Raw genomic sequence first — 20,308 nt, forward strand, 5'->3', positions numbered from 1 at the left:
GCCACGGTCGGCCCTCACACGGACGTCATATCCTGTTGCCCTGGCGTGCTTTGGGAACGAGGACGCGATCGGGGGAACCTGTGGACGTACGCGTGAAGGTCCGCGTCACCGACGGTGCCGACGACGGTGACGCCGCCGACGAGACACGCTCGCTGCTCGCCTGGCTCGCCGACGAGGACGAGCTGCGCGGCAGAGTCACCCCCCAGGAGGGGCCACCGGTGCCCGGCACGCTGGGGCCGGTCCTTGACGGCCTGGTGGTCGCGCTCGGTTCGGGCGGTGCGGCCACCGGACTCACCACGGCCCTGGTGGCCTGGATCCGCGGCCGGCACGGCGACGTCACCGTCAAGGCGACCCGGGCCGACGGCGCGTCGCTGGAGATCTCCACGAAGCTGGTCCGGCCGATGACACCCCAGGAGCTGGGCGCCTTCGTGACCGACGCTTCCCGGCTGCTGGAGGGCGGCCGGGACGTGGACGGCAGCGGATCATGACCTCCCGGCCCGCCGAGTCACCCACCGTCTCGGTGCCCGCCGTCGCGCTGGCGTCCTCGGGTGCACGGGTGCTCCTCATCGGGACCGGTACCCACCAGGGGCCGACACTGACCTCCGTACCGGCGGTGCCGCGCAGTGTCGAAGCCCTCGCGGCCACTCTGGTCCAACGCTGCGGGGTGACCCGCGACCGGCTCCGCACCCTCATCGACCCGGCGGACGCCCGCACCATGGCCCTGGCCGTGGCCGAGGCGGCGCAGGAGGCCGAGAGCACTCTGCTCGTGTACTACGTGGGGCACGGTCTCATCGGCCCCGGTGACGAGCTGTACCTCGCCGCCGCCGCCACCGACCGGCTCACCCCGGGCCTCGCCGCACACCAGGCGCTCCCGTTCTCCGCCCTGCGGGAGGCGCTCACCCTGTGCCGCGCCGCTTCGGTCGTCGTCGTCCTGGACTGCTGCTTCTCCGGCCGGGCCCGGATGGGCACCACCACTCCCCAGCCCGCGGCCTTCACCCTGCCCGCCGGGCACGGGATGTATCTGCTGGGCTCCGCCGAGCAGCTCGCGCTGGCCCCCGAGGACGCCGAACACACCGCCCTCACGGGAGAGCTCATCAGCCTCCTGAAGGACGGCGATCCGCGTGCGCCGCGCCTGCTCACCCTGGACGACGTCTACGACCACCTGTTCCGCGCGCTCCGGGCGCGGCACGGGCCACTGCCGCGCCGCCAGGCCGGCGACCGCTCCGGCGGCCTGGTCATCGCCGTCAACGCGGCCGCACCCACGCCCGGTGAACCGGACGGCGCCGCGGCCGAGGAGCCGGCGCCCGGCCCGTGCCCGTACCCGGGCCTCGACGCGTTCACCGTCGACGACGCCGACTTCTTCCACGGCCGCGAGGAGCTGGTCGACGAGCTGCTCCGCGGCTGCCGCCAGGCCGTCGAGCAGGGTCGGCCACTGGCGGTGGTCGGGCCGTCCGGCGCAGGCAAGACGTCACTGCTGCAGGCCGGCCTGCTCGCGGCCCTGCGAGCCGGAAGCCCGCTGCTGCCGGGTTCGGCGGCCTGGCCCTGTGCCGTCCTGACCCCCGGCGAGCACCCCCTGCGCGGTCTGGCCGCCGCGCTGCGTCCCGACGGCGCGGCGGAGGACACCGACACGCAGGAAGAGGCCCCGCAGCGGGCCGTCGGCTGGGTCCGCGACGTCGTCCCGGACGGCGGGCGGCTGGTCCTGGTCGTGGACCAGCTGGAGGAGCTGTTCACCGCCTGCCGCAGCCCGTCCGAACGAACGGGATTCCTGGCCGCGTTGACGGCCCTGGCCGACGCCGGGACCCTGGTGGTCGCCGCCCTGCGCGCCGACTTCTACGGGCACGCCCAAGCCCTGCCCGAGCTGGCCTCCGTCCTGCGGGCCAACCAGGTGCTCGTCGGCCCCATGCGGCAGGAGGAACTCCGGGCCGCGATCGAGCGCCCGGCCGAGGCCGCCGGCCTGGAACTCGACGAGGGCCTGGTCGACCTGCTCATCCACGAGCTGGGAGCCGCCCGGCTCGACCGGTCGCAGACGGGGACGCTGCCGCTGCTCTCGCACGCGCTGTGGGCCACCTGGCGACACCGGCGCGGCAGACTGCTGACCATCGCCGGCTACCGCGACAGCGGGGGCATCGACAGCGCCATCAGACGGACCGCCGACGAGACCTACGAGCGCCTCGACGACGCCGGCCGTGCCGCCGTACGCCGGATGCTGCCCCGGCTGGTGCGCATCGACGACGACGCGCCGGACACCAGCCGCCCCGTCGACCGGACCGTGCTGCTGGACGGATTACCGGAACCGCGGGCGGGCGAGCGCGCACTGCACCGGCTGGCCGCCGCGCGGCTGCTGGTCCTCGACGAGCGGACCGTCCGCATCAGCCACAACGCCCTGCTGAACGCCTGGCCGTTGCTCCGGCAGTGGATCGACGCGGACCGCGACTGGCTGCGCACCCGCCAGCAGGTCGCCGCCGACGCCGCCGTCTGGTGGGAGGCGGACAGGGACCCCTCCCTGCTCTACCGCGGCCCCCGGCTCGCCGCCACCCGGGAACGCCTCGAGACCGCGGGCCTGACCGACCCCGCCGGGCGGGACGGGTACGCCCAACTCGAGCCGGGGCTCGCCGAGTTCCTGGACCAGTCGGTGCGTCAGGAACGGCGTTCGGTGCGCATCCGCAGGGCGGTCGTCGCGTGTCTGTGCGTGCTGGCGCTGCTGGCCGGGGCGGGCGGGATCACGGCCTGGGTGGCGGGGCAGCGGGAGGCGGACCAGCGGCGGCATGCCGTGGCCCGGCTGGTCGCGGAGGAGGCGGAGGCGTTCCAGGAGACCCGGCCGGGACTGGCCAAGCAGCTGAGCATGGTCGCGTACCGGCTGGACCCGAGCGCCGGCACCGCGCCCATGATCGCCGCCATGGAGAAGCCGGGCGCCTACCAGGCGGACGCCCCCGCCGGGGACATCTCCCTCGACGCCGACGGCGCCAGGCTGGCCATCTCGACCGGTTCCGACGTGGTCCTGCGGGACTTGGCCCATGGCGACGTGGAACCGGGCCACCTGGGGCAGATGCGGGCCGGGGCGGTGGCACTGAGCCCCGACGGCCGGCTCCTTGCCGCTGTACGGGCGGGTGCCACGGGAAGCGGGTCGCTGGGGCTGTGGGACGTCACCAGCCTGGACAAGCCGCGTTCCATCACCGTGCCCGGGCCGCGGGAGGCCCGGATCCTGTCGCTGGCCGTCGGTCACGACGGCCGCACGCTCGCCGCAGGCCGCGTCGACGGCGGCATCGAGCTGTGGGACGTCTCCCGCCGGACCGCGCCGCACCTGCTGCGCACCCTGCACGGCCACACCGGCGATGTCGACTCACTCGCCTTCGCTCCCTCCGGGAGCCTGATGGCCAGCGCGGGCAAGGACGGCACGGTACGGCTCTGGGACACGGCGAACCAGGCTCGCACCACAGCGCAGGCGACCCTGCCAGGCTTCAGGACGGGGACCCAGACGGATGAACTGAAGGACAAGGCACTGCACCGCGTCGCCTTCAGCCCGGACGGACGGTTCCTGGCCGGTCCAGGGGACGGGAAGAACGTCCTCGTCCGCCTCTGGAAGGTGCGGGGCCGGGCGAAGCCGACGTCGGCGGGGACGGCGACCGACAGCTGGGCGACCAGCTGTGTGACCGACATGGCCTCGGTCGCCTTCAGTCCGGACGGCAAGGCCATCGCCACCGCCTGCGGTCACACCACCTCCCTTTGGGGAGTCACCGCACCGTCGAACCCGTGGAGGGGCGCCGAGCTGCAAGACAGCACCGACGCCGACGGGATGGTCGGTCCCGCACTCTTCACTCCGCAGGGCCACCAGCTGCTGCGGGCGAGCGGACGCGGCGTCCTGCTGTGGTACGTGGAGAACACCATACGGCCCGCCGCTGCAGCCAGCTTCGGCGAGAGCATCTCCGGCTTCCAGACGACCACGATGGTCAGCGGCGGCGCTCGGCGACTGCTGGTCATCCACGGTGCCGACGCCGGTACCCTGTGGGACCTGCCCCGCGACCGGATATTGCACAAGCCCCTGGCGAAGCTGCCGGGCAGCGGAGACATCGGTGCGGAGGGGGCCGCCTTCAGCCCCGACGGACGGATCCTCGCGCTCAGCGAACTGAGCGGTGACAGGCGCGTCGTCAGACTTCGTGACACCACTCGGTCCGGCGCACCGGTCCTCGCTACCATCAAGGACATCGCAGACGGTGTCCAGGACATCTCCTTCAGCCCCGACGGCCGCCTGCTGGCTGTCGCCGACAACAACAACGATCCCCACCTCAGGAACGAGCCACCCTCGGTGAGGATGTTCGACGTCAGCACCGTCTCCCACCCGCGGCGGACGGCGTCGATGAAGGAGGAGGTCTTCAGCGTCACCTTCGCTCCCAAGGGCCGACTCCTGATCGCCAACACCAGGGACAAGCTGTTGTCCTGGACCGTCGCGGACCCACGGCATCCGGTCGCCCGGCCCACCCGGTGGCTCACCCCGGGCGCCACGGTGTCCCAGTCAGCCTTCCGCCCCGACGGCAAGCTGCTCGCCGCTACCGACACCCAGGACGTCACACGCCTATGGTGGGTCGAGAACGGACAGATCGCCAAGAACCCCGTCGCCGTGATGCGCACGATCGGATCGGGATCAGGCATCGCGTTCAGCCCTGACGGCCGGACCCTCGCCCTGAGCAGCTCGGGCGACCCGGACAACGCGACCGGCAGCGTGAAGAACCACATCGAGTTGTGGGACGTGCGCAACCCTGGAACCCCGGTGGACCAGGCCGGGTTCGCCTACGACCTCGGAAGCCTCACGGGCTTCGGGAGCCTGTCGTACAGCCCACGCGGGAAGCCCCTGCTGGCTGCGGCCGGGGAGAAAGTCAATGTCTGGTCCATCAACACCCCGGACCTGAAGTACATCCTCTGCAAGAGCATCGGTGACGTCATCAAGCCGAACGAGTGGAAAGCCTACGTCCCCGGCGAACCGTACGACCCCCCGTGCAAGTGACCGCCCCCAGCCCCCTCGCTGAACCGGTGTGTATCGATCGGGTAAACCATCTCGCCCCCCACAGCGTGACGCGCGTAGAAACCTGTCATGCATAAATCACTGCGGATCGCGGCGGCCACCGCCGCCTGCGCCCTCGCCGGGGGCGTCCTCTACGGCGCCGGCGCGGCCACCGCCGGTCAGTCCACGGCGAACTCCACCCACGAGCCCTACAACATCGGGCTCCTGGTGAAGGACATCGACACCTACTACGGCACCACGGCGGACGCCAATGGCGTGTACCAGGCGTCCCCGGACAGCCCGTACGCCAAGGACCTGGCACGTCTCGACTCCGCCGCCGAGCGGTACATCGACAAGGCGGCGCGCAAGGCGCACCACCGGCACCGGAAGCCCGCGGTCGTCTTCGACATCGACGACACGCTGCTGCTCAGCCTCGACTACGAGAAGCGGTACAACTACACGTACAACGGCACCACATGGGCCGACTACGTGAACAAGGCCGACCGCCCGGCCGTCTTCGGCAGCCCGGAGCTGGTCCGGTACGCCGAGTCCAAGGGGGTCGAGGTCTTCTACAACTCGGGCCTGAGCGAGGCGCAGCGTTCCGCCGCCGTGGAGAACCTGAAGAAGGTCGGCGCCGATGTGAACCTCGACGCCGACCACATGTTCCTCAAGGACAAGGCGAACCCGCCGGCCTACCTGAGCGCCTGTGCCACCCCGGGTACCTGGAACTGCACCACGGTCCAGTACAAGTCCGGTACGCGGGGGCACATCGAGGACGACCTCGGGTACGACATCATCGCCAACTTCGGCGACCAGTACTCGGACCTCGACGGCGGCCACGCCGACCGCACGTACAAGATCCCGAACCCGACGTACTTCGTCAGCTAGGGGTCTTCACCGGCCTGATCGACTCCAGGGTCGGGACGACCGGTTCGATCGTGCCGTCGGCGGCGAACCGCATACGGTCGACCGTCGTCTCGCGGTGCATACCGTCGCCGCCCGCCCTGCCGGGGCCGTTGAGTGCGAACCGGTGGTAGACGATGTACCAGTCGTCGGTGCCGGGCACGTTCACCACGGAGTGGTGGCCGGTGGCGAGGATGCCGTACTCGGGACGCTTGGACAGGATCGTCCCCCGCTTGGTCCACGGGCCGAGCGGGGACGGTCCCGTCGCGTAGGCCACGTGGTAGTTCTCGCTGCGGGTGTCGTCCTCGGACCACATGAAGTAGTACGTGCCGTTCCGCTTGATCACGAAGGAACCCTCACGGAAGTTGTCCGTGGTGATGTCCTTCACCTTCGACGGGTCGTACGACGTCATGTCGTCGTTCAGCGGGACCACGTAGGCGTGCCCGTTGCCCCAGTAGAGGTACGACCGGCCGTCGTCGTCCGTGAACACGGCCGGGTCGATCATCTGGCCGGACAGCTTGCCCTTGGCGACGAGCGGTTTGCCGAGGGCGTCCTTGAACGGGCCGGCGGGGGAGTCGGCGACCGCGACCCCTATCTGCTGCTCCGCGCAGAAGTAGAAGTAGTACTTGCCGTTCCGCTCGGCGATCGCCGGCGCCCAGGCGTTCTTGTCCGCCCAGGAGACGTCGGGGCCGAGGTCCAGGATCACGCCGTGGTCCTTCCAGTGGACCAGGTCCTTCGAGGAGTACGCCTTGAAGCTGGTGCCGCTCCAGCCCTGGAAGCCGTCGGTGGTCGGGTAGATCCAGTACTCGCCGTTCAGGTAGTGCACGTCCGGGTCGGCGTTCAGACCGGGCAGGATCGGACTGCGGGTGCGGACCGCCTCCACCGTCCAGGTGCGGGTGGTGCCGTCCGCCGCCGTCACCGTGTACGTCTGCGGTGTGCGGAAGTCGCGCCGCGTGCCGGATCCCGGGCTGACCCGGGCGCCCTCACCCACCCACAGCTTCGGTGCCAGCCGGGACAGGTCGGCGTCCGGCCGCATCGGGAGTACGACCTTCGACGCCGGCTCGGTGACGACGGCGTACCCCTTCTGGTCCTTCGCCGTGGCGTCCACCACGGAGGTGGAGGTGCTCGGGTAGGCGGCCAGCAGCCGGTCGTACTCCGCCTGCGTCACCGGCATCACCGTGCCGTGCCGGGGGCTCGCCGGAAGCTGGTAGTCCTTGGACATCGTCCACTTGCCCGAGTCGAGGTCGGTGGTCTCGAAGGGGACGTAGCCGCGCAGTCCGTACTCGTCGATGAACAGGTACCACTTCTTCTCGGTGTTCGACTTGAACACCGTCGGGCCTTCTCCGCGCTCGATGGACCCGCTGCCGATGCAGTCCGCGACGAAGTCGTACTTGGTGCTGGTCAGACTGGCCGACTTCTCCCCGGTGATGAACTTCGAGCAGGGCGAGCTGGAGGAGGGGTCCCGCTCGTCCTTGGTGTACCGGTAGTAGGAGTCCTTGTACTTGACCACGGTGGAGTCGATGACGGAGTAGCCGGGGTCGTCCCAGACCTTCGGCGCGCTGAAGGTGCGGAAGTCCTTCGTCGTCGCGTACATCATCTTGTTGTACGTCGAACCGGTGTGGTCGGGGTCGTCGTCGGCGTACAGCTTCGACGCCCAGAAGACGACGTACTCACCGAGGGAGTCGTCCCAGTAGGCCTCCGGAGCCCAGGTGTTGCCCGCGTTGTCGGGGGCGACCTTCACCAGGCGCTGGTCGGTCCAGTGCACCAGGTCGGTGGACTCCCAGATCATGATCGACTTGCTGCCGTGCCGCTGGACGTAGTCCCAGCTGCCGCTGCTGTTGTCGTACATCCTGAGGTCGGTGGCGATCAGGTAGAACTTGTCGCCCTTCGGGGAGCGGATGACGAACGGGTCGCGCAGCCCCTTCTCGCCGATGGTGGAGGTCAGGACGGGCTTGCCCGCGTTCAGTTCCCGCCAGTGCAGCGGGTCGTTGCCCCGGCTGAGGGCGTAGCGGATCTGCTCGCCGTCGGCGGTGCCCTCGCCGGTGAAGTAGGCGAAGAGGTAGCCGGCGTACTTGGGGTGTTTCACGGGTGGGGCTCCTGAGTGCGCGGTGCCCGGCGGGGCGGCGAACAGGGTGAGCAGAAGGGCGAGACAGGCGAGGAACACGGCTCTGCGGCGCATGGGCAGTCCTGTCGGAGCATGGTGGATTCTGTTTGGTGTTGCGCCTCGGAGTGTTACCAGTGGGAAACGGCACGTCAATCGATGAGAGCGGGATGAGAACCGCCGAAACTTTCGATCCTCCCGCCCGGCCCGGCACCCTCTTGTCACCGGCGCCGGACATCGGCCGGGCGATGGACCGTGCACGCCGGCGATTCGGTTCCCGGGAGACACCGAACCGAGGGCCGCGCGGGTGAATGTCCTGACGGCCGGCGCACCGGAAAAGCCCTCCTCCCGGCTGATCGGCATACTGTCCCAATGCGGATGCAGCACAAGATTCCCGCCTTGATCCACCAAACCTGGAAAGACACCGATGTGCCCCCGGAATGGGCGGTGTGGGCCGACTCCTGGCGTCGGCGCCACCCCGGCTGGGGGTACCGTCTGTGGACCGACGCGGACAATCGCGCATTCCTCCAGGAGCACTATCCGTGGTTCCTGCCCGTCTACGACGGCTATCCGGAAGCGATCATGCGGGCCGACGCAATTCGCTATTTCCTGCTCGACCATTTCGGCGGGCTCTACGTCGATCTGGACTTCGAGTGCCTCAGTCCCGTCGACGACATCCTTGACGGGCGCGAACTCGTCCTCGGCTGCGAACCGGAGGCGCACACACGGCTGCTGCTGGCCCGCCGGCGCGGATTCGGCCGCATCGTCGGCAACGCGTTCATCGCGTCACGGCCGGGCCACCCCTTCTGGGCCCATGTGCACCGGCAGTTGGTGGGCTCCCACAAGTCGCCCAGCGCGCTCGACGCCACCGGCCCCTTCTTCCTCACCAGGGCGGTCGACAGCGTCCCGGATCCCGCCTCGATCACGGTCCTCGGCCCGGAAATCCTCTACCCGGAGGTGAGCCCGTACGCGGCAGAACTGTTCGGCCCGCAGAACGCCGACTACGAACGCGCCTACGCCGTGCACCACTGGTCCGGCAGCTGGGTGGCGGACGCCCCCGCGGGCCCCCGGACCTCCGCCGGCAAACGCTACCCGTTCTGGACGAGCCAGGAGCTGCACCCCCTGGCCGACGGCATGCTCAGCCTCGACGCGCAACGCCGCCGCTGGGCCTCGGGCGCGCCCGCGCCGACGGTGTCCTGCCTGATGGTGACCAAGGACCGCTCGTCGACGGCCCGTCGCGCGATCAGCTGCTTCCGCGCGCAGACCTACCCGAACCTGGAACTGGTCGTCGTCGAGGACGGCACGGACGACGCCCTCGAACGGCACATCCGTGAGCAGGGCGACCCGCGGATCCGCCACCACCGGCTCCCCCCGGAGGGACGGACGTTGGGCGAACTGCGCAACGAGGCGGTGGACCGGGCGACCGGGCCCTACGTCTGCCAGTGGGACGACGACGACCTGTACGACCCGGAGCGGGTCGAGACCCAGATGGCGGCGATTCTCGCGCTGGGCGTCGACGCCTGCTTCCTCGCCCGTGAACGGCTGTGGTGGCCCGCCCGGCGCAAGCTCGCGATCTCCTGCGCGCGCGTCTGGGAGGGGTCGATGGTGTGCGCCAAGGACCGGCTGCCGCGTTACCCGGCACTGCGCCGGGGCGAGGACACGCCGGTGGCGGAAGGGGTGGTCCGCGGCTGCCGTGTGGTGTCGGTCGACGCGCCCGAGCTGTACACCTATGTGTGTCACGGCGGCAACACGTTCGACGAGTCCCATTTCGCGGAGCACTTCGACGTGGCGACCGAGATCTGGGCCGAACCCGGCGCCTATGCCGAGCGATTGCAGGCCATGGCGGCCCGGATGCCGATCGAACCGAAGGACATCGCCCATGCCGAGGCGGGCCGGGCCGGCACCCCGGCCCGCGTCCAAGGACCGCGGACGGCCGTGGAGCCGGCCCCGGAACCGGCGAGCGAGCGGCCACGGGTGCTGGTGCTCACCCCCGTCAAGGACGCGGCCGCGTTCCTGCCCCGCTATCTGGAGAGCCTTCGCGGCCTGGACTACCCGCGCGAGGCCCTCTCCCTCGGCCTGCTGGAGGGCGACAGCAGGGACACGACACGAGAGCTGCTCCGGCAGGCCCTGCCCGGCCTCGAGGCGGAGTACCGGCGGGTCACCCTGGTGCACCGCGACTTCGGCCTGCAGCTCGAGGGCCCCCGCTGGGAGCCGGGCGTCCAGCGCCGGCGCCGGTCGGTGCTGGCCAGGGCCCGCAACCATCTGCTCTCCCGGGCCCTCGCCGACGAGGAGTGGGCGCTGTGGCTGGACGTCGACGTCACCGACCATCCGGCCGACCTGATCCAGCGTCTCCTCGGCGCGCGCAAGGACATCGTCGTCCCGCACTGCGCCACCACGGCGGGCGGACCCACGTACGACCTCAACACGTTCGTCCTGCACCGCGGGGCCGGCACGCTCGACTGGTCCCGGTGGCTTCGCGACGGCATCCTGCAGCCCCCGAAAGGGTTCGGCCGGACCTACCTCGACGAGTTGCGGGGACAGGGGCTGGTCCGAGTCGACTCCGTGGGCGGCACGGCACTGCTGGTCCGCGCCGACCTCCACCGCGACGGCCTGACCTTCCCTTGCTTCCCGTACCGGCACCTCATCGAGACCGAGGGCCTGGCCGCGATGGCCCGGGACATGGGCACCGCCTGCTGGGCCCTGCCCGACCTGGAAGTAGTGCACCCGCACCACGCACCGGACCCGGTGGGCGCCGGGGCCGTGTCCCCGTCCTGACGGCACTCGCCCGCTCCGTCACTTGGAGTAGCGTCTTTGACACGGAAAGTAAGTAAATCCTACGGTGGCGCCACTGCACCGGTCGCGAAAGCACCGGCCCCGCAGGGCAGCTCCCCACCCTCGACAGAGAGGACCCACCGTGAAAACCCGTGTCCTATCCTCGCTGGCCCTCCCCGCCGCACTGGCGACCGCCGGACTGCTGAACGGCGCGGAGGCGGCCTATGCCGCAGCCGCCGCTTCGGACTCCCTCGCCCCGTCGGCGACCCACGGACACCCGGACCAGGCCATGGGCGGCGTCGCCGTCACCTCCGGGTACGAGCACCCGTGCACGCCCATCGGCAACATGACCATCACCGACTACATCCACTGCTGCACGCCGATCGGCAACATGACCATCACCGGCTACCATCACCACTGCTGCGCCCCCATCGCCAACCTCACGTTCTGCGACTACGGGCACCACGGGCACCTGTTCCCCTTCGAGGGCTAGGAGCGTCGACGGCGCTCCATCACGAGTGGGTCGACGGCGCTCCACCACGAGTGGGTCGACGGCGCTCCACCACGAGTGGGTCGACGGCGCTCCACCACTAGTGGGTGGTCCGGCGGGTCCGCTGCGGCGCGGCCGTCCAGCAGGACGTGAGGGGGCCGCCGGCAGCCGTCCCGCCCCGCCCTGTCCCTTCCCGTTTCCGTTCTCGTCCCGAAGCGAAAGACGGCGCATGCCCCAGAGATCCGAACCCGTGGTTTCGGTGGTCGTCCCGTGCCACGACTACGCCCGCTACCTGCCCGAGGCAGTGTCCAGTGTTCTCGCCCAGACGTTCGAGGACTGGGAGCTGGTCATCGTCGACGACGGCAGCACCGACAACACCGTCGAGGTGACCGAGGGCCTGATCGCCCGCCACCCCGACCGGCGCATCAGACTGCTCCAGCAGGCCAACGCCGGGGTCTCCGCCGCGCGCAACACCGGAATCGAGGCCGCCGCCGGCCGCTACATCCTGCCCCTGGACGCCGACGACGTGATCGCGCCCACGATGCTGGAGAAGACCGTCGCGGTGCTCGACGGCGATCCCCACGTCGCCATCGCCTCGACCGACGTGTTCACCTTCACCGACGACGACCTTCCCCCGCAGGTGATGCCTCTCCCCGCGTACAGCAGGGAGCTGCTGCTCCAGCGACTGATCATGTTCTACTGCTCGCTGTACCGCCGTGAGGCGTGGCGGGCCGTGGGAGGGTACGACGAGAACATGCGGGCCGGAGAGGACTGGGACTTCTGGATCGGCTGCGCCGAGCACGGCTTCGACGCGTACCACGTCCATGAGCCGCTGTTCGGGGCGCGCAACAAGGACACCGGACTGCATGTGGAAGCCGCCGAGAACGACCTGGCCATCCGGGCCCGCATCGTGGCCAACCACCCGGACCTGTTCAAGCCGATCACCCGCGGTTGGGCACACGCGGTGCTGAGCCGGGACTCGGAAGCCTGCCTGCGGGACGAGAACGTACCCGACGACATCCTCACCAGGGCCGCCGAGATGGACCAGTTCCTCGCCGCGGTCATGGCACTGCAGCGGACCACGCGGGTGCAGTACTACCACATCCGGCGTCTGGAGCAGGCGCTGGCCGCTCAGGGCGGAACCGTCAACCCGCCCGGTCAGGGAAGGGCACAGGCGCCGACGGCATCCGCCGTGTGACCGGGTGCGGCCGGTCCGGCAAAGGAGGAACGCCCCGCCGGTCGTCACCGGCGGGGCGTTCCCGTTGCCGGCCGAGGGGGGCTCAGGCCGGCCGTACGGCCGAGGGGGGCTCAGGCCGACACTTGTACAGACGCCGGAAACGAACACATGGTTGTTTCTGGAGTCGGTTCAGGAATCTCCGGCGCCCGAGCCGTGCGCCGCGAAATCGCCCCCCACGGCGTACTGCGCGGCGCCCGCGGCGCCCGCGGCGGTGTAGGTGTCGTCCTTCGCGTCCCGGCCGCCGCGCTCGTGGTCGTACTGTCCGGCGAAGACCCACTGGCCCGCGGGGACCGTACGGCCCTGCTTCAGCACCCAGGTGTAGACGAGGAAGCCGTCCTTCTCCTCCACCGTATGCGTGAAGTCGGCCTCCGGCAGGGAGCTCCAGGCGCCCGTCGTGGACACGCCGCCCGTCTGCGCCACCTTCAACCGCACGGTGAGCGCGGTCAGCTGCTTCGCGGTCTTGAGGGTGATGTTGCTCTGCGCCCAGAAGTCGTTGCTGTGCGGGTCGACCGAACCGTCCGACCACAGCGGGCCGTTCCGCGTGCCCCGACCGGCGGGCGCCCGCGTGGTGGCCGAGGGCTTCGGCGCCGGGGCCGTGGACGGGCTCGCCTCGTGGGAGGGCGGTGGGGTGCGGCTCGGAACGGCCGACGGGGTGGACGAGTGGACCGGCGGCCTCTTCGTGGCGTCCGGTGACGGCGTGGGCGTCGGTGAGACCGCGACCGTCTGCTGCGCGGGGGTGTCGTCCTTCACCGCGGACGCCACCGCGTAGCCGCCGACCGCGAGGACACCGGCCACCGCGGCCGTGGCGCCGACCACCCGGAACCACCCGAACGCCGGCGGGCGCGTCGCCCGGTGGTCGGGGTGGCCGCCGGCGGCCATGCCCCGCTCGATCCGGGCGAGAATCCGTGCCCGGTCGGGTTCGTGCGCCTCGGCCGCCTCGTGCAGCCGGGCGCGCAGCTCGTCATGCACGTCCTGCTGCCTCATCGGTTCCTACCTCCGGTCTCGCCGCCGCGCGCCATGGCGGCGTGCACCTTCCGCGAAGCGCTCTCGCTGCCGAGCAACCGCTGAAGTTCGGCCATTCCCTTCGACGTCTGGCTCTTCACCGTACCCACCGACACCCCGAGGGCCAGCGCGGTGTCCTTCTCCGACAGGTCGAACGCGTGCCGCAGCACGACGCACGCCCGCTTCCGGAACGGCAGCCTGCGCAGTGCCCCCTGCACGTCCACCATGCCGGCCACGTCGGGGTTCTCGGTCTTCTCCTCGCGGTGCGACCAGAACAGCGCGATCCGGCGGCGCTCACGCACCGCGCTGCGGATGCGGGTCCGGGCCAGGTTGGCGACGACGCCCCGGGCGTAGGCCACCGGGTGTTCGGCCGTGCGCACCCGGTCCCAGCGGTGCCACAGTGCCAGCAGCGCGTCCGCGGCCAGGTCGTCCGCGGCGTCCGGCTCGCCCGTCAGGAGGTGGGCGAGCCGGGAGAGTTCGGCGTAGTGCCGTTCGAAGAAAGCGTGGAACTCCTCGGAGGCGGCGTCGTCGACGACTGTGCCCACGGGGTACCTCTCTGTGCGTGTCACGTGAATGGCGTGTGACTGTCCGGGGGTGACCGGGACGAGACGGGGAAGCGTAGCAGCGATCAACTGTTCGGTTCGTGCGGGGTCTCGAACGCCGTGTGGCCGGTCGGCGCCCGATTCCGTAACACGGAGAAAACCTGAAACAGGTTCAACGAGGGAACAATCCAGCCAGCATCCGCAGACCGATCACCAGGCAACAGGGAGCAGCACCATGTCCGAGACGCAGAAGGTGGCCGGCCGGCCGAGCGCCGCGCCACCCGCGGCGAACGGTGTCGACCGTTACTTCAGAATCTCCGAACGGGGATCGACCCTCGGCCGGGAGATACGCGGCGGCTTCGCCACCTTCTTCACCATGGCCTACATCCTTGTCCTGAATCCGATCATCCTGGGCAGCGCCAAGGACAAGTTCGGCCACACCCTCGACACCGGCCAACTGGTCACCGCCACCGCCCTGGTGGCCTGTGTGATGACGATCATCATGGGCGTCGGCGGCAACCTCCCGCTCGCCATCGCCGCCGGCCTCGGCCTCAACGCGGTCGTCGCCTTCCAGCTCGCTCCGCTGATGAGCTGGGCCGACGCGATGGGCCTCGTCGTCCTCGAGGGCATCCTGATCTGCGTGCTGGTCCTCACCGGTCTGCGCGAGGCGATCATGAACGCCATCCCGCAGCAGCTCAAGCAGGCCATCGGCGTCGGTATCGGGCTGTTCATCGCCTTCATCGGCTTCGTCGACGCCGGGTTCGTCAGCCGGATCCCCGACGCCGCGAACACCACCGTGCCCGTACAGCTCGGCGCCGTCGGCCGGCTCACCGGCTGGCCGGTCCTGGTGTTCTGTCTCGGCGTACTGCTCACCATCGCGCTGCTCGCCCGCAAGGTGAAGGGCGCGATCCTGATCAGCATCCTCACCATGACGGTCGTCGCGATCGTCATCAACTCCGTCGCCGACATCAAGAGCTGGGGCCTGACCACCCCGAAGGTCCCCGACCGGATCGTGGCCGCCCCCGACTTCGGACTCGTCGGTCACTTCAGTCTGTTCGGCGGCTTCGCCAAGGCCGGGGTGCTCACCGCGGTCATGCTGGTCTTCACCCTGATCCTGTCCGACTTCTTCGACGCCATGGGCACCATCGTCGGCATCAGCGCGGAGGCCGGACTGCTCGACGAGCAGGGCCAGGTGCCCGGCATCGGCCGCGTCCTGTTCATCGACGGCGCCGCCGCCGTGGCCGGCGGAATCGGCTCCGCCTCCTCCAACACCGCCTACATCGAGTCCGCGGCCGGTGTCGGCGAGGGCGCCCGCACCGGCTTCGCCAACCTGATCACCGGCGGTCTCTTCGGCCTCGCGCTCTTCCTCACCCCGCTGCTCACCATCGTCCCGCTCCAGGCCGCGGCGCCCGCCCTGATCGCGGTCGGCTTCCTGATGATGACGCACGTCAAGCACATCGACTGGGACAGGTACGAGATCGCCATCCCGGCCTTCCTCACCATCGCCGCGATGCCGTTCACGTACTCCATCACCGACGGCATCGGCGCCGGCTTCCTGGCCTACGTCCTGATCAAGTCGGTGCTGGGCAAGGCGAAGGAGGTCAACTGGCTGCTGTGGGCCGTCTCGGCACTGTTCCTCGTGTACTTCGCGATCGACCCGGTGGAGCAGATCCTGGGCGTCAAGTGAGCCGGGGGGCGGTCCGGGGGAGCCGCCCCCGCGCCGGGCTCAGTTCTTCAACGCCGCCTGCATCATCGCCTTCGCCACCGGTGCGGCCAGTCCGTTGCCGCTGACCTCCGACCGCGCCGCGTCCGACTGCTCCACCATCACCGCCACGGCGACCTCCTTGCCGGAGCCGGACTTGGCGAACGAGGTGAACCAGGCGAACGGCGTCTGGCTGTTGTTCTCGCCGTGCTGGGCGGTACCGGTCTTGCCGCCCACGGTCACACCGGAGATCTTCGCGTTCGTACCGGTGCCCTGCTCGACGACCGTCCGCATCGCCGACTGCAGCTGTTCGGCGGTCGAGGAGCTGATGATCTCCTTGCTCCCCGCGCTGTCGTCGTAGTTCTTCAGCACGTCGCCGCCGCCGTCGGTGATCTGCGCGACCATGTGCGGGGAGACCAGCTTGCCGCCGTCGGCTATCGCGGCCGACACCATGGCCATCTGCAGCGGCGTGGCCGTGACGTCGAACTGGCCGATGCCGGACAGGCCCGTCTGCGCCTTGTCCATGTTCGACGGGTACACGCTCGTGTAGGCCCGCACCGGCACGTCCAGCTGGTCGTCGTCGAAGCCGAACTTCTCGGCCATCGCCCGCACCTTGTCCTGGCCGAGGTCGACGGCCATCTTCCCGAACACGTTGTTGCAGGAGTACTGCAGGGCGACGCGTATCGAGGCGTTCTCGCAGGGCGCGGAGGCGCTCTCGTTGGCCAGCGGCCGGGTGGTGCCCGGCAGGGTGTACGGGTTGGGGCTGACGGTGGCCTGGTCCACGTCCTTGTACAGCCCGTCCTCGAGCGCGGCCGCCGCCACGACCAGCTTGAACGTCGAGCCCGGCGGCAGCGGCTGGCGCAGCGCCCGGTTGGTCAGCGGTTTGTCCGGATCGGCGGTGAGCTTCTTCCAGGCCGTCCCCGCGGTGTTGGCGTCGGTCAGCTCCGAAGGGTCGTACGACGGCGTGGACACGGCCGCGAGGATCCTGCCGGTCTTCGGATCGATCGCGACGGCGCCGCCCTTCTTGTCGCCGAGCGCGTCGTACGCCGCCTTCTGCACGTCGGGGTCGATCGTGGTGATCACGTCGCCCGGGTCGGCGCGTTTGCCGGTGACGGTGTCCATGACGGTCTTGAGGCGGGTGTCCGTGCCGTTGAGGAGGTCCTGGTAGATGCCCTCCAACTGGGTCGGCGCATAGGCCTGCGAGGCGTAGCCCGTCACCGCCGCGTACAGCTTGCCGTCCTTGTACGTGCGCTTGTACGCGAGGTCGCTGCCCTTCGCGCGCGCCGATCCGGTGATCGACTCGCCGGCCACGATGATGTTCCCCAGCGGCTCCGCGTACGTCTCGATGACGTTGCGCCGGTTGTCCTTGCTCTCCGCGAGGGCCTTGCCGTCGTAGAACTGCAGCCATGTCGCCCTGATCAGCAGGGTGAGCACGAGCAGCAGTGCGAAGACGGAGGCCCGCCTGATCGTCTTGTTCATCCCGACCAGGAGGACGAGCGGGACGGGACGAGCGTTCCGTTCCGCCGGTTTTCTCATCGGGCTCTCAGGAGGAGAGCAGCAGCACGACCTCCTCGATCTCCTCGCCACGGGCGTTCGCGTACACCCGGGCCCGGGCGCTCTCGTGGAACCCGCACTTCCGCAGCACCCTGAGGGAGCCGGCGTTGTCCGCCGCGGCCCGCGCGTACAGCGGGCGTTCCGGCACCTGGGCGAGCAGGGCTCGCAGGGCGGCCGTGGCCAGGCCGCGCCCCCAGTGGGCGCGGTCGATCCAGTACGTCACCTCACGCTCGCCCGGCCGCCCGTACGCCGCCGTGGTCCCCACCACCTCCCCGTCCGCCAGCACGGTCCGCGCGACGACGTCCGGTGAGGAGCGGATCTCCTTCCAGTACGCGTCGAAGGAGTCCTGGTCGGCCGCGTTCTCCGGGGTGAAGGCGGCCATCCGCGCCGCCTCCGGGTCGTTCATCTGCCGGTAGAACACCGGCAGGTCGCTGTCGCGGATCGGGCGGAGTACGACTTCCATCGTCACAGCCTGCGGGTCGCCAGCGTCAGCCGGTCCCGGGCGTCGAACAGGGCGTCCTTGATCATCTGCTCGTGGGCGGGGGTCAGCCGGGCCACCGGCACCGAGCAGCTGATCGCGTCGCGCGCGGGGGTGCGGTAGGGGATCGCCACGCCGAAGCAGCGCAGCCCCAGGGTGTTCTCCTCACGGTCGACGGCGAAGCCCTGCTCCCGGATCTGCTGCAGCTCCTCGATGAGCTTCTCCCGGTCGGTGATCGTGTGCTCGGTCAGCGCCGGCAGCGTCTCGGGCAGCAGCTTGCGCACCTGCTCGTCGGTGTGGGTGGCCAGCAGCGCCTTGCCCAGGGAGGTCGAGTGCGCCGGCAGCCGGCGCCCGACCCGGGTGAAGGGACGCAGGTAGTGCTGCGACTGCCGGGTGGCCAGGTACACGACGTTCGTGCCGTCCAGGCGGGCCAGGTGGATGGTCTCCGTGGTGTCGTCGGAGAGCCGGTCCAGGGTCGGCCGGGCCGACGCCACCACCTCGTCGCCGTCGATGTACGACGTGCCGACGAGCAGCGCCCGCACCCCGATGCCGTACCGCGTGCCCGTCGCGTCCGTCTCCACCCAGCCCAGTTCCACCAGCGTGCGAAGCAGCATGTAGAGACTGGACTTGGGATACCCGACGGCCTCCTGGACCGCCGCGAGGGAGTGCATACCGGGCCGGCCGGCGAAGTACTCGAGCAATTCAACCGTCCGCACCGCGGACTTGACCTGTGCCCCGCCGCCTGTCTCGCCTGCCGACATCGCCCTGGACCCCTTCGTTGGACGAGAAACCGAGGATATAGTCTCCAACAGCGTATTCATCATCAGAGACGGTGTTCAGTATATCGAACGCCCCTGGTCGATGGCCTTGGTAAGCAATACTTGGAGGGACCCGCGGTGGCAGCAGCACCAGTCTGGAGTGTCGACCCTCGCACGGGGAAGCAGCGCGAGCAGGTTGCGGTGGAGGCCACAGCCGAAGAGGTCGACGCGGCCGTCAAGGCGGCGCAGGCGGCACGCGGAGCCCTCGCCGACCGCGCGGTCCGCTCGGCGTTCCTGCGTGCCGCCGCCGCCGGTCTGGAGTCCGCCAAGGACTGGCTGGTGGAGACCGCCGACGCCGAGACCGCCCTCGGCCCGGTCCGGCTGACCGGCGAACTCGCCCGCACCTGCTACCAGCTGCGGGCCTTCGCGGACATCGTCGACGAGGGCGCCTTCCTCGACGTCATCATCAACCACCCCGACGACACCGCCACCCCGCCGATCCCCGACCTGCGCCGCTACAAGGTGGCCCTGGGCGTCGTCGCCGTCTACTCGGCGTCCAACTTCCCCTTCGCCTTCTCGGTCGCCGGCGGCGACACCGCGAGCGCGCTGGCCGCCGGCTGCCCCGTGGTCGTCAAGGCCCACCCCGACCACCCCGGCCTCTCCGAGCTGGTCGCCAAGGTGCTGCGCCGGGCCGCCGTGGACAACGGCGTCCCGGAGGGCGTCCTCGGCCTGGTCCACGGCTTCGAGGCGGGCATCGAGCTGATCAAGCACCCGCTGGTCGCCGCCGCGGGCTTCACCGGCTCGGTGCGCGGCGGACGCGCCCTCTTCGACGCGGCGGCCGCCCGGCCGGTGCCGATCCCCTTCCACGGTGAGCTCGGCTCGCTCAACCCGGTGGTCGTCACCGAGGCCGCCGCCGCAGAGCGTGCCGAGGCCATCGGCGCCGGTCTCGCCGGGTCGATGACCCTGGGTGTCGGCCAGTTCTGCGTCAAGCCCGGCCTGGTGCTGGTGCCGTCCGGCGCGGCGGGCGACGGACTGGTCAAGTCCCTCACCGACGCCGTCAGCGACACCGACGCCGGTGTCCTCCTGGACCACCGGATGCGGGACAACTTCCTCGCCGGGGTCGCCGAGCGGGCCGGGCTGGACGGCGTGGAGACCCCGGTGACCCCCGGCGCGGGCGGCGAACACACCGTCAGCGCCGGCTTCCTGACGGTGCCGGCGAGCAAGCTGGCCGAGGAGGGGGCCTACGACCTGCTCCTGGAGGAGTGCTTCGGGCCGGTCACGGTGGTGGTCAGGTACGACGACGAGGGCGAGGCGACGGCCGTGCTGTCCCGGCTGCCCGGCAACCTCACCGCGACGGTGCACCTGTCGGCGGAGGAGGCGGCGGGCGAGGGCCGGGGCGCGGAGCTCCTGGCCGAGGTGACGCCGCTGGCGGGGCGCGTGCTGGTCAATGGCTGGCCGACCGGTGTGGCGGTCGCTGCCGCGCAGCACCACGGGGGGCCGTACCCGGCCACCACGTCCACGTCGACTTCGGTCGGCGGTACGGCCATCGAGCGGTGGCTGCGGCCGGTTGTCTACCAGGGGGCGCCTCAGGCGCTGCTGCCGAAGGAACTGCGGGACGACAATCCGCTGGGGCTGCCTCGTCGGTTCAACGGGGTGCTGGAGCGGTAGCGCCGTAAGGGATGCGGTGAGTGCGCGAGGGACGGTTCTATGGGGTTGCTCGCGCCCACGCGGCGGAGTCGCATATCGATGCAGCCCCGCGCCCCCGGTTGGTCC

Annotated in this window: 14 protein-coding genes; 8 read left to right on the forward strand and 6 right to left on the reverse strand. The window is 70.5% G+C overall.

All coding sequences use genetic code 11. The features are described 5' to 3' along the window. Positions 1 to 80: 80 nt before the first annotated feature. The 3 genes from ACWC21_RS22300 (at position 81) to ACWC21_RS22310 (ending at position 5,884) form a co-directional block, all read left to right on the forward strand. Complete coding sequence (locus tag ACWC21_RS22300; RefSeq protein WP_450884622.1) at positions 81 to 488, forward strand: effector-associated constant component EACC1; 408 nt, start codon at positions 81 to 83, stop codon at positions 486 to 488. After that, a complete protein-coding gene (locus tag ACWC21_RS22305) occupies positions 485 to 4,999 on the forward strand; it encodes a caspase, EACC1-associated type (protein ID WP_450884424.1) in 4,515 nt (1,504 codons plus the stop codon). Before ACWC21_RS22300 ends, ACWC21_RS22305 begins: the two co-directional genes overlap by 4 nt. An 87-nt stretch (positions 5,000 to 5,086) precedes the next feature. Next, positions 5,087 to 5,884 (forward strand): HAD family acid phosphatase, encoded by a 798-nt coding sequence (locus ACWC21_RS22310; protein ID WP_450884426.1) that lies wholly within the window; start codon positions 5,087 to 5,089, stop codon positions 5,882 to 5,884. Here the strand turns inward: ACWC21_RS22310 and ACWC21_RS22315 are convergent. Further along, positions 5,877 to 8,078 carry a family 43 glycosylhydrolase gene (locus tag ACWC21_RS22315; RefSeq protein ID WP_450884428.1) on the reverse strand — a complete coding sequence of 734 codons (2,202 nt, stop codon included), beginning with the start codon at positions 8,076 to 8,078 and terminating at the stop codon, positions 5,877 to 5,879. The two genes, ACWC21_RS22310 and ACWC21_RS22315, sit on opposite strands and share 8 nt — an antisense overlap. A 321-nt stretch (positions 8,079 to 8,399) precedes the next feature. Between ACWC21_RS22315 and ACWC21_RS22320 the strand changes: the two genes are divergently transcribed. The 3 genes from ACWC21_RS22320 to ACWC21_RS22330 all read left to right on the forward strand — a co-directional run bounded on the left by ACWC21_RS22320 (position 8,400) and on the right by ACWC21_RS22330 (position 12,460). Further along, on the forward strand, positions 8,400 to 10,775 hold the full coding sequence (locus tag ACWC21_RS22320; RefSeq protein WP_450884430.1) for a glycosyltransferase: 2,376 nt from the start codon (positions 8,400 to 8,402) through the stop codon (positions 10,773 to 10,775). Positions 10,776 to 10,914: 139 nt separating this feature from the next. Beyond that, a complete protein-coding gene (locus ACWC21_RS22325) occupies positions 10,915 to 11,265 on the forward strand; it encodes a hypothetical protein (protein ID WP_450884432.1) in 351 nt (116 codons plus the stop codon). Between the two features lie 226 nt (positions 11,266 to 11,491). Beyond that, the gene (locus ACWC21_RS22330; RefSeq protein WP_450884434.1) at positions 11,492 to 12,460 is read left to right on the forward strand and encodes a glycosyltransferase family 2 protein; all 969 of its coding nucleotides are present in this window, start codon (positions 11,492 to 11,494) and stop codon (positions 12,458 to 12,460) included. A gap of 168 nt (positions 12,461 to 12,628) precedes the next feature. On the opposite strand, the gene ACWC21_RS22335 is transcribed toward ACWC21_RS22330, so the two are convergent. After that, complete coding sequence (locus ACWC21_RS22335) at positions 12,629 to 13,483, reverse strand: hypothetical protein (protein ID WP_450884436.1); 855 nt, start codon at positions 13,481 to 13,483, stop codon at positions 12,629 to 12,631. After that, a complete protein-coding gene (locus ACWC21_RS22340; protein ID WP_450884438.1) occupies positions 13,480 to 14,046 on the reverse strand; it encodes a SigE family RNA polymerase sigma factor in 567 nt (188 codons plus the stop codon). Before ACWC21_RS22340 ends, ACWC21_RS22335 begins: the two co-directional genes overlap by 4 nt. Positions 14,047 to 14,278: 232 nt before the next feature. Here ACWC21_RS22340 and ACWC21_RS22345 point away from each other — a divergent pair, with 232 nt between their 5' ends. Further along, a complete protein-coding gene (locus ACWC21_RS22345; protein ID WP_450884440.1) occupies positions 14,279 to 15,730 on the forward strand; it encodes an NCS2 family permease in 1,452 nt (483 codons plus the stop codon). A 39-nt stretch (positions 15,731 to 15,769) separates the two neighbouring features. Here the strand turns inward: ACWC21_RS22345 and ACWC21_RS22350 are convergent, their stop codons facing one another. The 3 genes from ACWC21_RS22350 to ACWC21_RS22360 form a co-directional block, all read right to left on the reverse strand. Further along, positions 15,770 to 17,224 carry a peptidoglycan D,D-transpeptidase FtsI family protein gene (locus ACWC21_RS22350; RefSeq protein ID WP_450884442.1) on the reverse strand — a complete coding sequence of 485 codons (1,455 nt, stop codon included), beginning with the start codon at positions 17,222 to 17,224 and terminating at the stop codon, positions 15,770 to 15,772. 64 nt (positions 17,225 to 17,288) lie between these two features. Next, entirely contained in the window at positions 17,289 to 17,762 is a 474-nt protein-coding gene (locus ACWC21_RS22355; protein ID WP_450884444.1) for a GNAT family N-acetyltransferase, read from the reverse strand. A gap of 2 nt (positions 17,763 to 17,764) precedes the next feature. After that, positions 17,765 to 18,538, reverse strand: coding sequence for an IclR family transcriptional regulator (locus ACWC21_RS22360; RefSeq protein ID WP_450884446.1), 774 nt, complete (start codon positions 18,536 to 18,538; stop codon positions 17,765 to 17,767). Between the two features lie 135 nt (positions 18,539 to 18,673). Here ACWC21_RS22360 and ACWC21_RS22365 point away from each other — a divergent pair, with 135 nt between their 5' ends. Beyond that, complete coding sequence (locus tag ACWC21_RS22365) at positions 18,674 to 20,203, forward strand: aldehyde dehydrogenase (NADP(+)) (RefSeq protein WP_450884448.1); 1,530 nt, start codon at positions 18,674 to 18,676, stop codon at positions 20,201 to 20,203. Positions 20,204 to 20,308 lie beyond the last annotated feature (105 nt).

This window comes from Streptomyces sp. NPDC001348 (assembly GCF_053597535.1).

What these genes read in the sequence shown, in the direction of transcription:
- ACWC21_RS22305 (WP_450884424.1), top strand. Translation starts at nt 485, where the DNA reads ATGACCTCCCGGCCCGCCGAGTCACCCACCGTCTCGGTGCCCGCCGTC.
- ACWC21_RS22310 (WP_450884426.1), top strand. Translation starts at nt 5,087, where the DNA reads ATGCATAAATCACTGCGGATCGCGGCGGCCACCGCCGCCTGCGCCCTC.
- ACWC21_RS22315 (WP_450884428.1), bottom strand. Translation starts at nt 8,078, where the DNA reads ATGCGCCGCAGAGCCGTGTTCCTCGCCTGTCTCGCCCTTCTGCTCACC.
- ACWC21_RS22330 (WP_450884434.1), top strand. Translation starts at nt 11,492, where the DNA reads ATGCCCCAGAGATCCGAACCCGTGGTTTCGGTGGTCGTCCCGTGCCAC.
- ACWC21_RS22335 (WP_450884436.1), bottom strand. Translation starts at nt 13,483, where the DNA reads ATGAGGCAGCAGGACGTGCATGACGAGCTGCGCGCCCGGCTGCACGAG.
- ACWC21_RS22345 (WP_450884440.1), top strand. Translation starts at nt 14,279, where the DNA reads ATGTCCGAGACGCAGAAGGTGGCCGGCCGGCCGAGCGCCGCGCCACCC.
- ACWC21_RS22350 (WP_450884442.1), bottom strand. Translation starts at nt 17,224, where the DNA reads ATGAACAAGACGATCAGGCGGGCCTCCGTCTTCGCACTGCTGCTCGTG.
- ACWC21_RS22355 (WP_450884444.1), bottom strand. Translation starts at nt 17,762, where the DNA reads ATGGAAGTCGTACTCCGCCCGATCCGCGACAGCGACCTGCCGGTGTTC.
- ACWC21_RS22360 (WP_450884446.1), bottom strand. Translation starts at nt 18,538, where the DNA reads ATGTCGGCAGGCGAGACAGGCGGCGGGGCACAGGTCAAGTCCGCGGTG.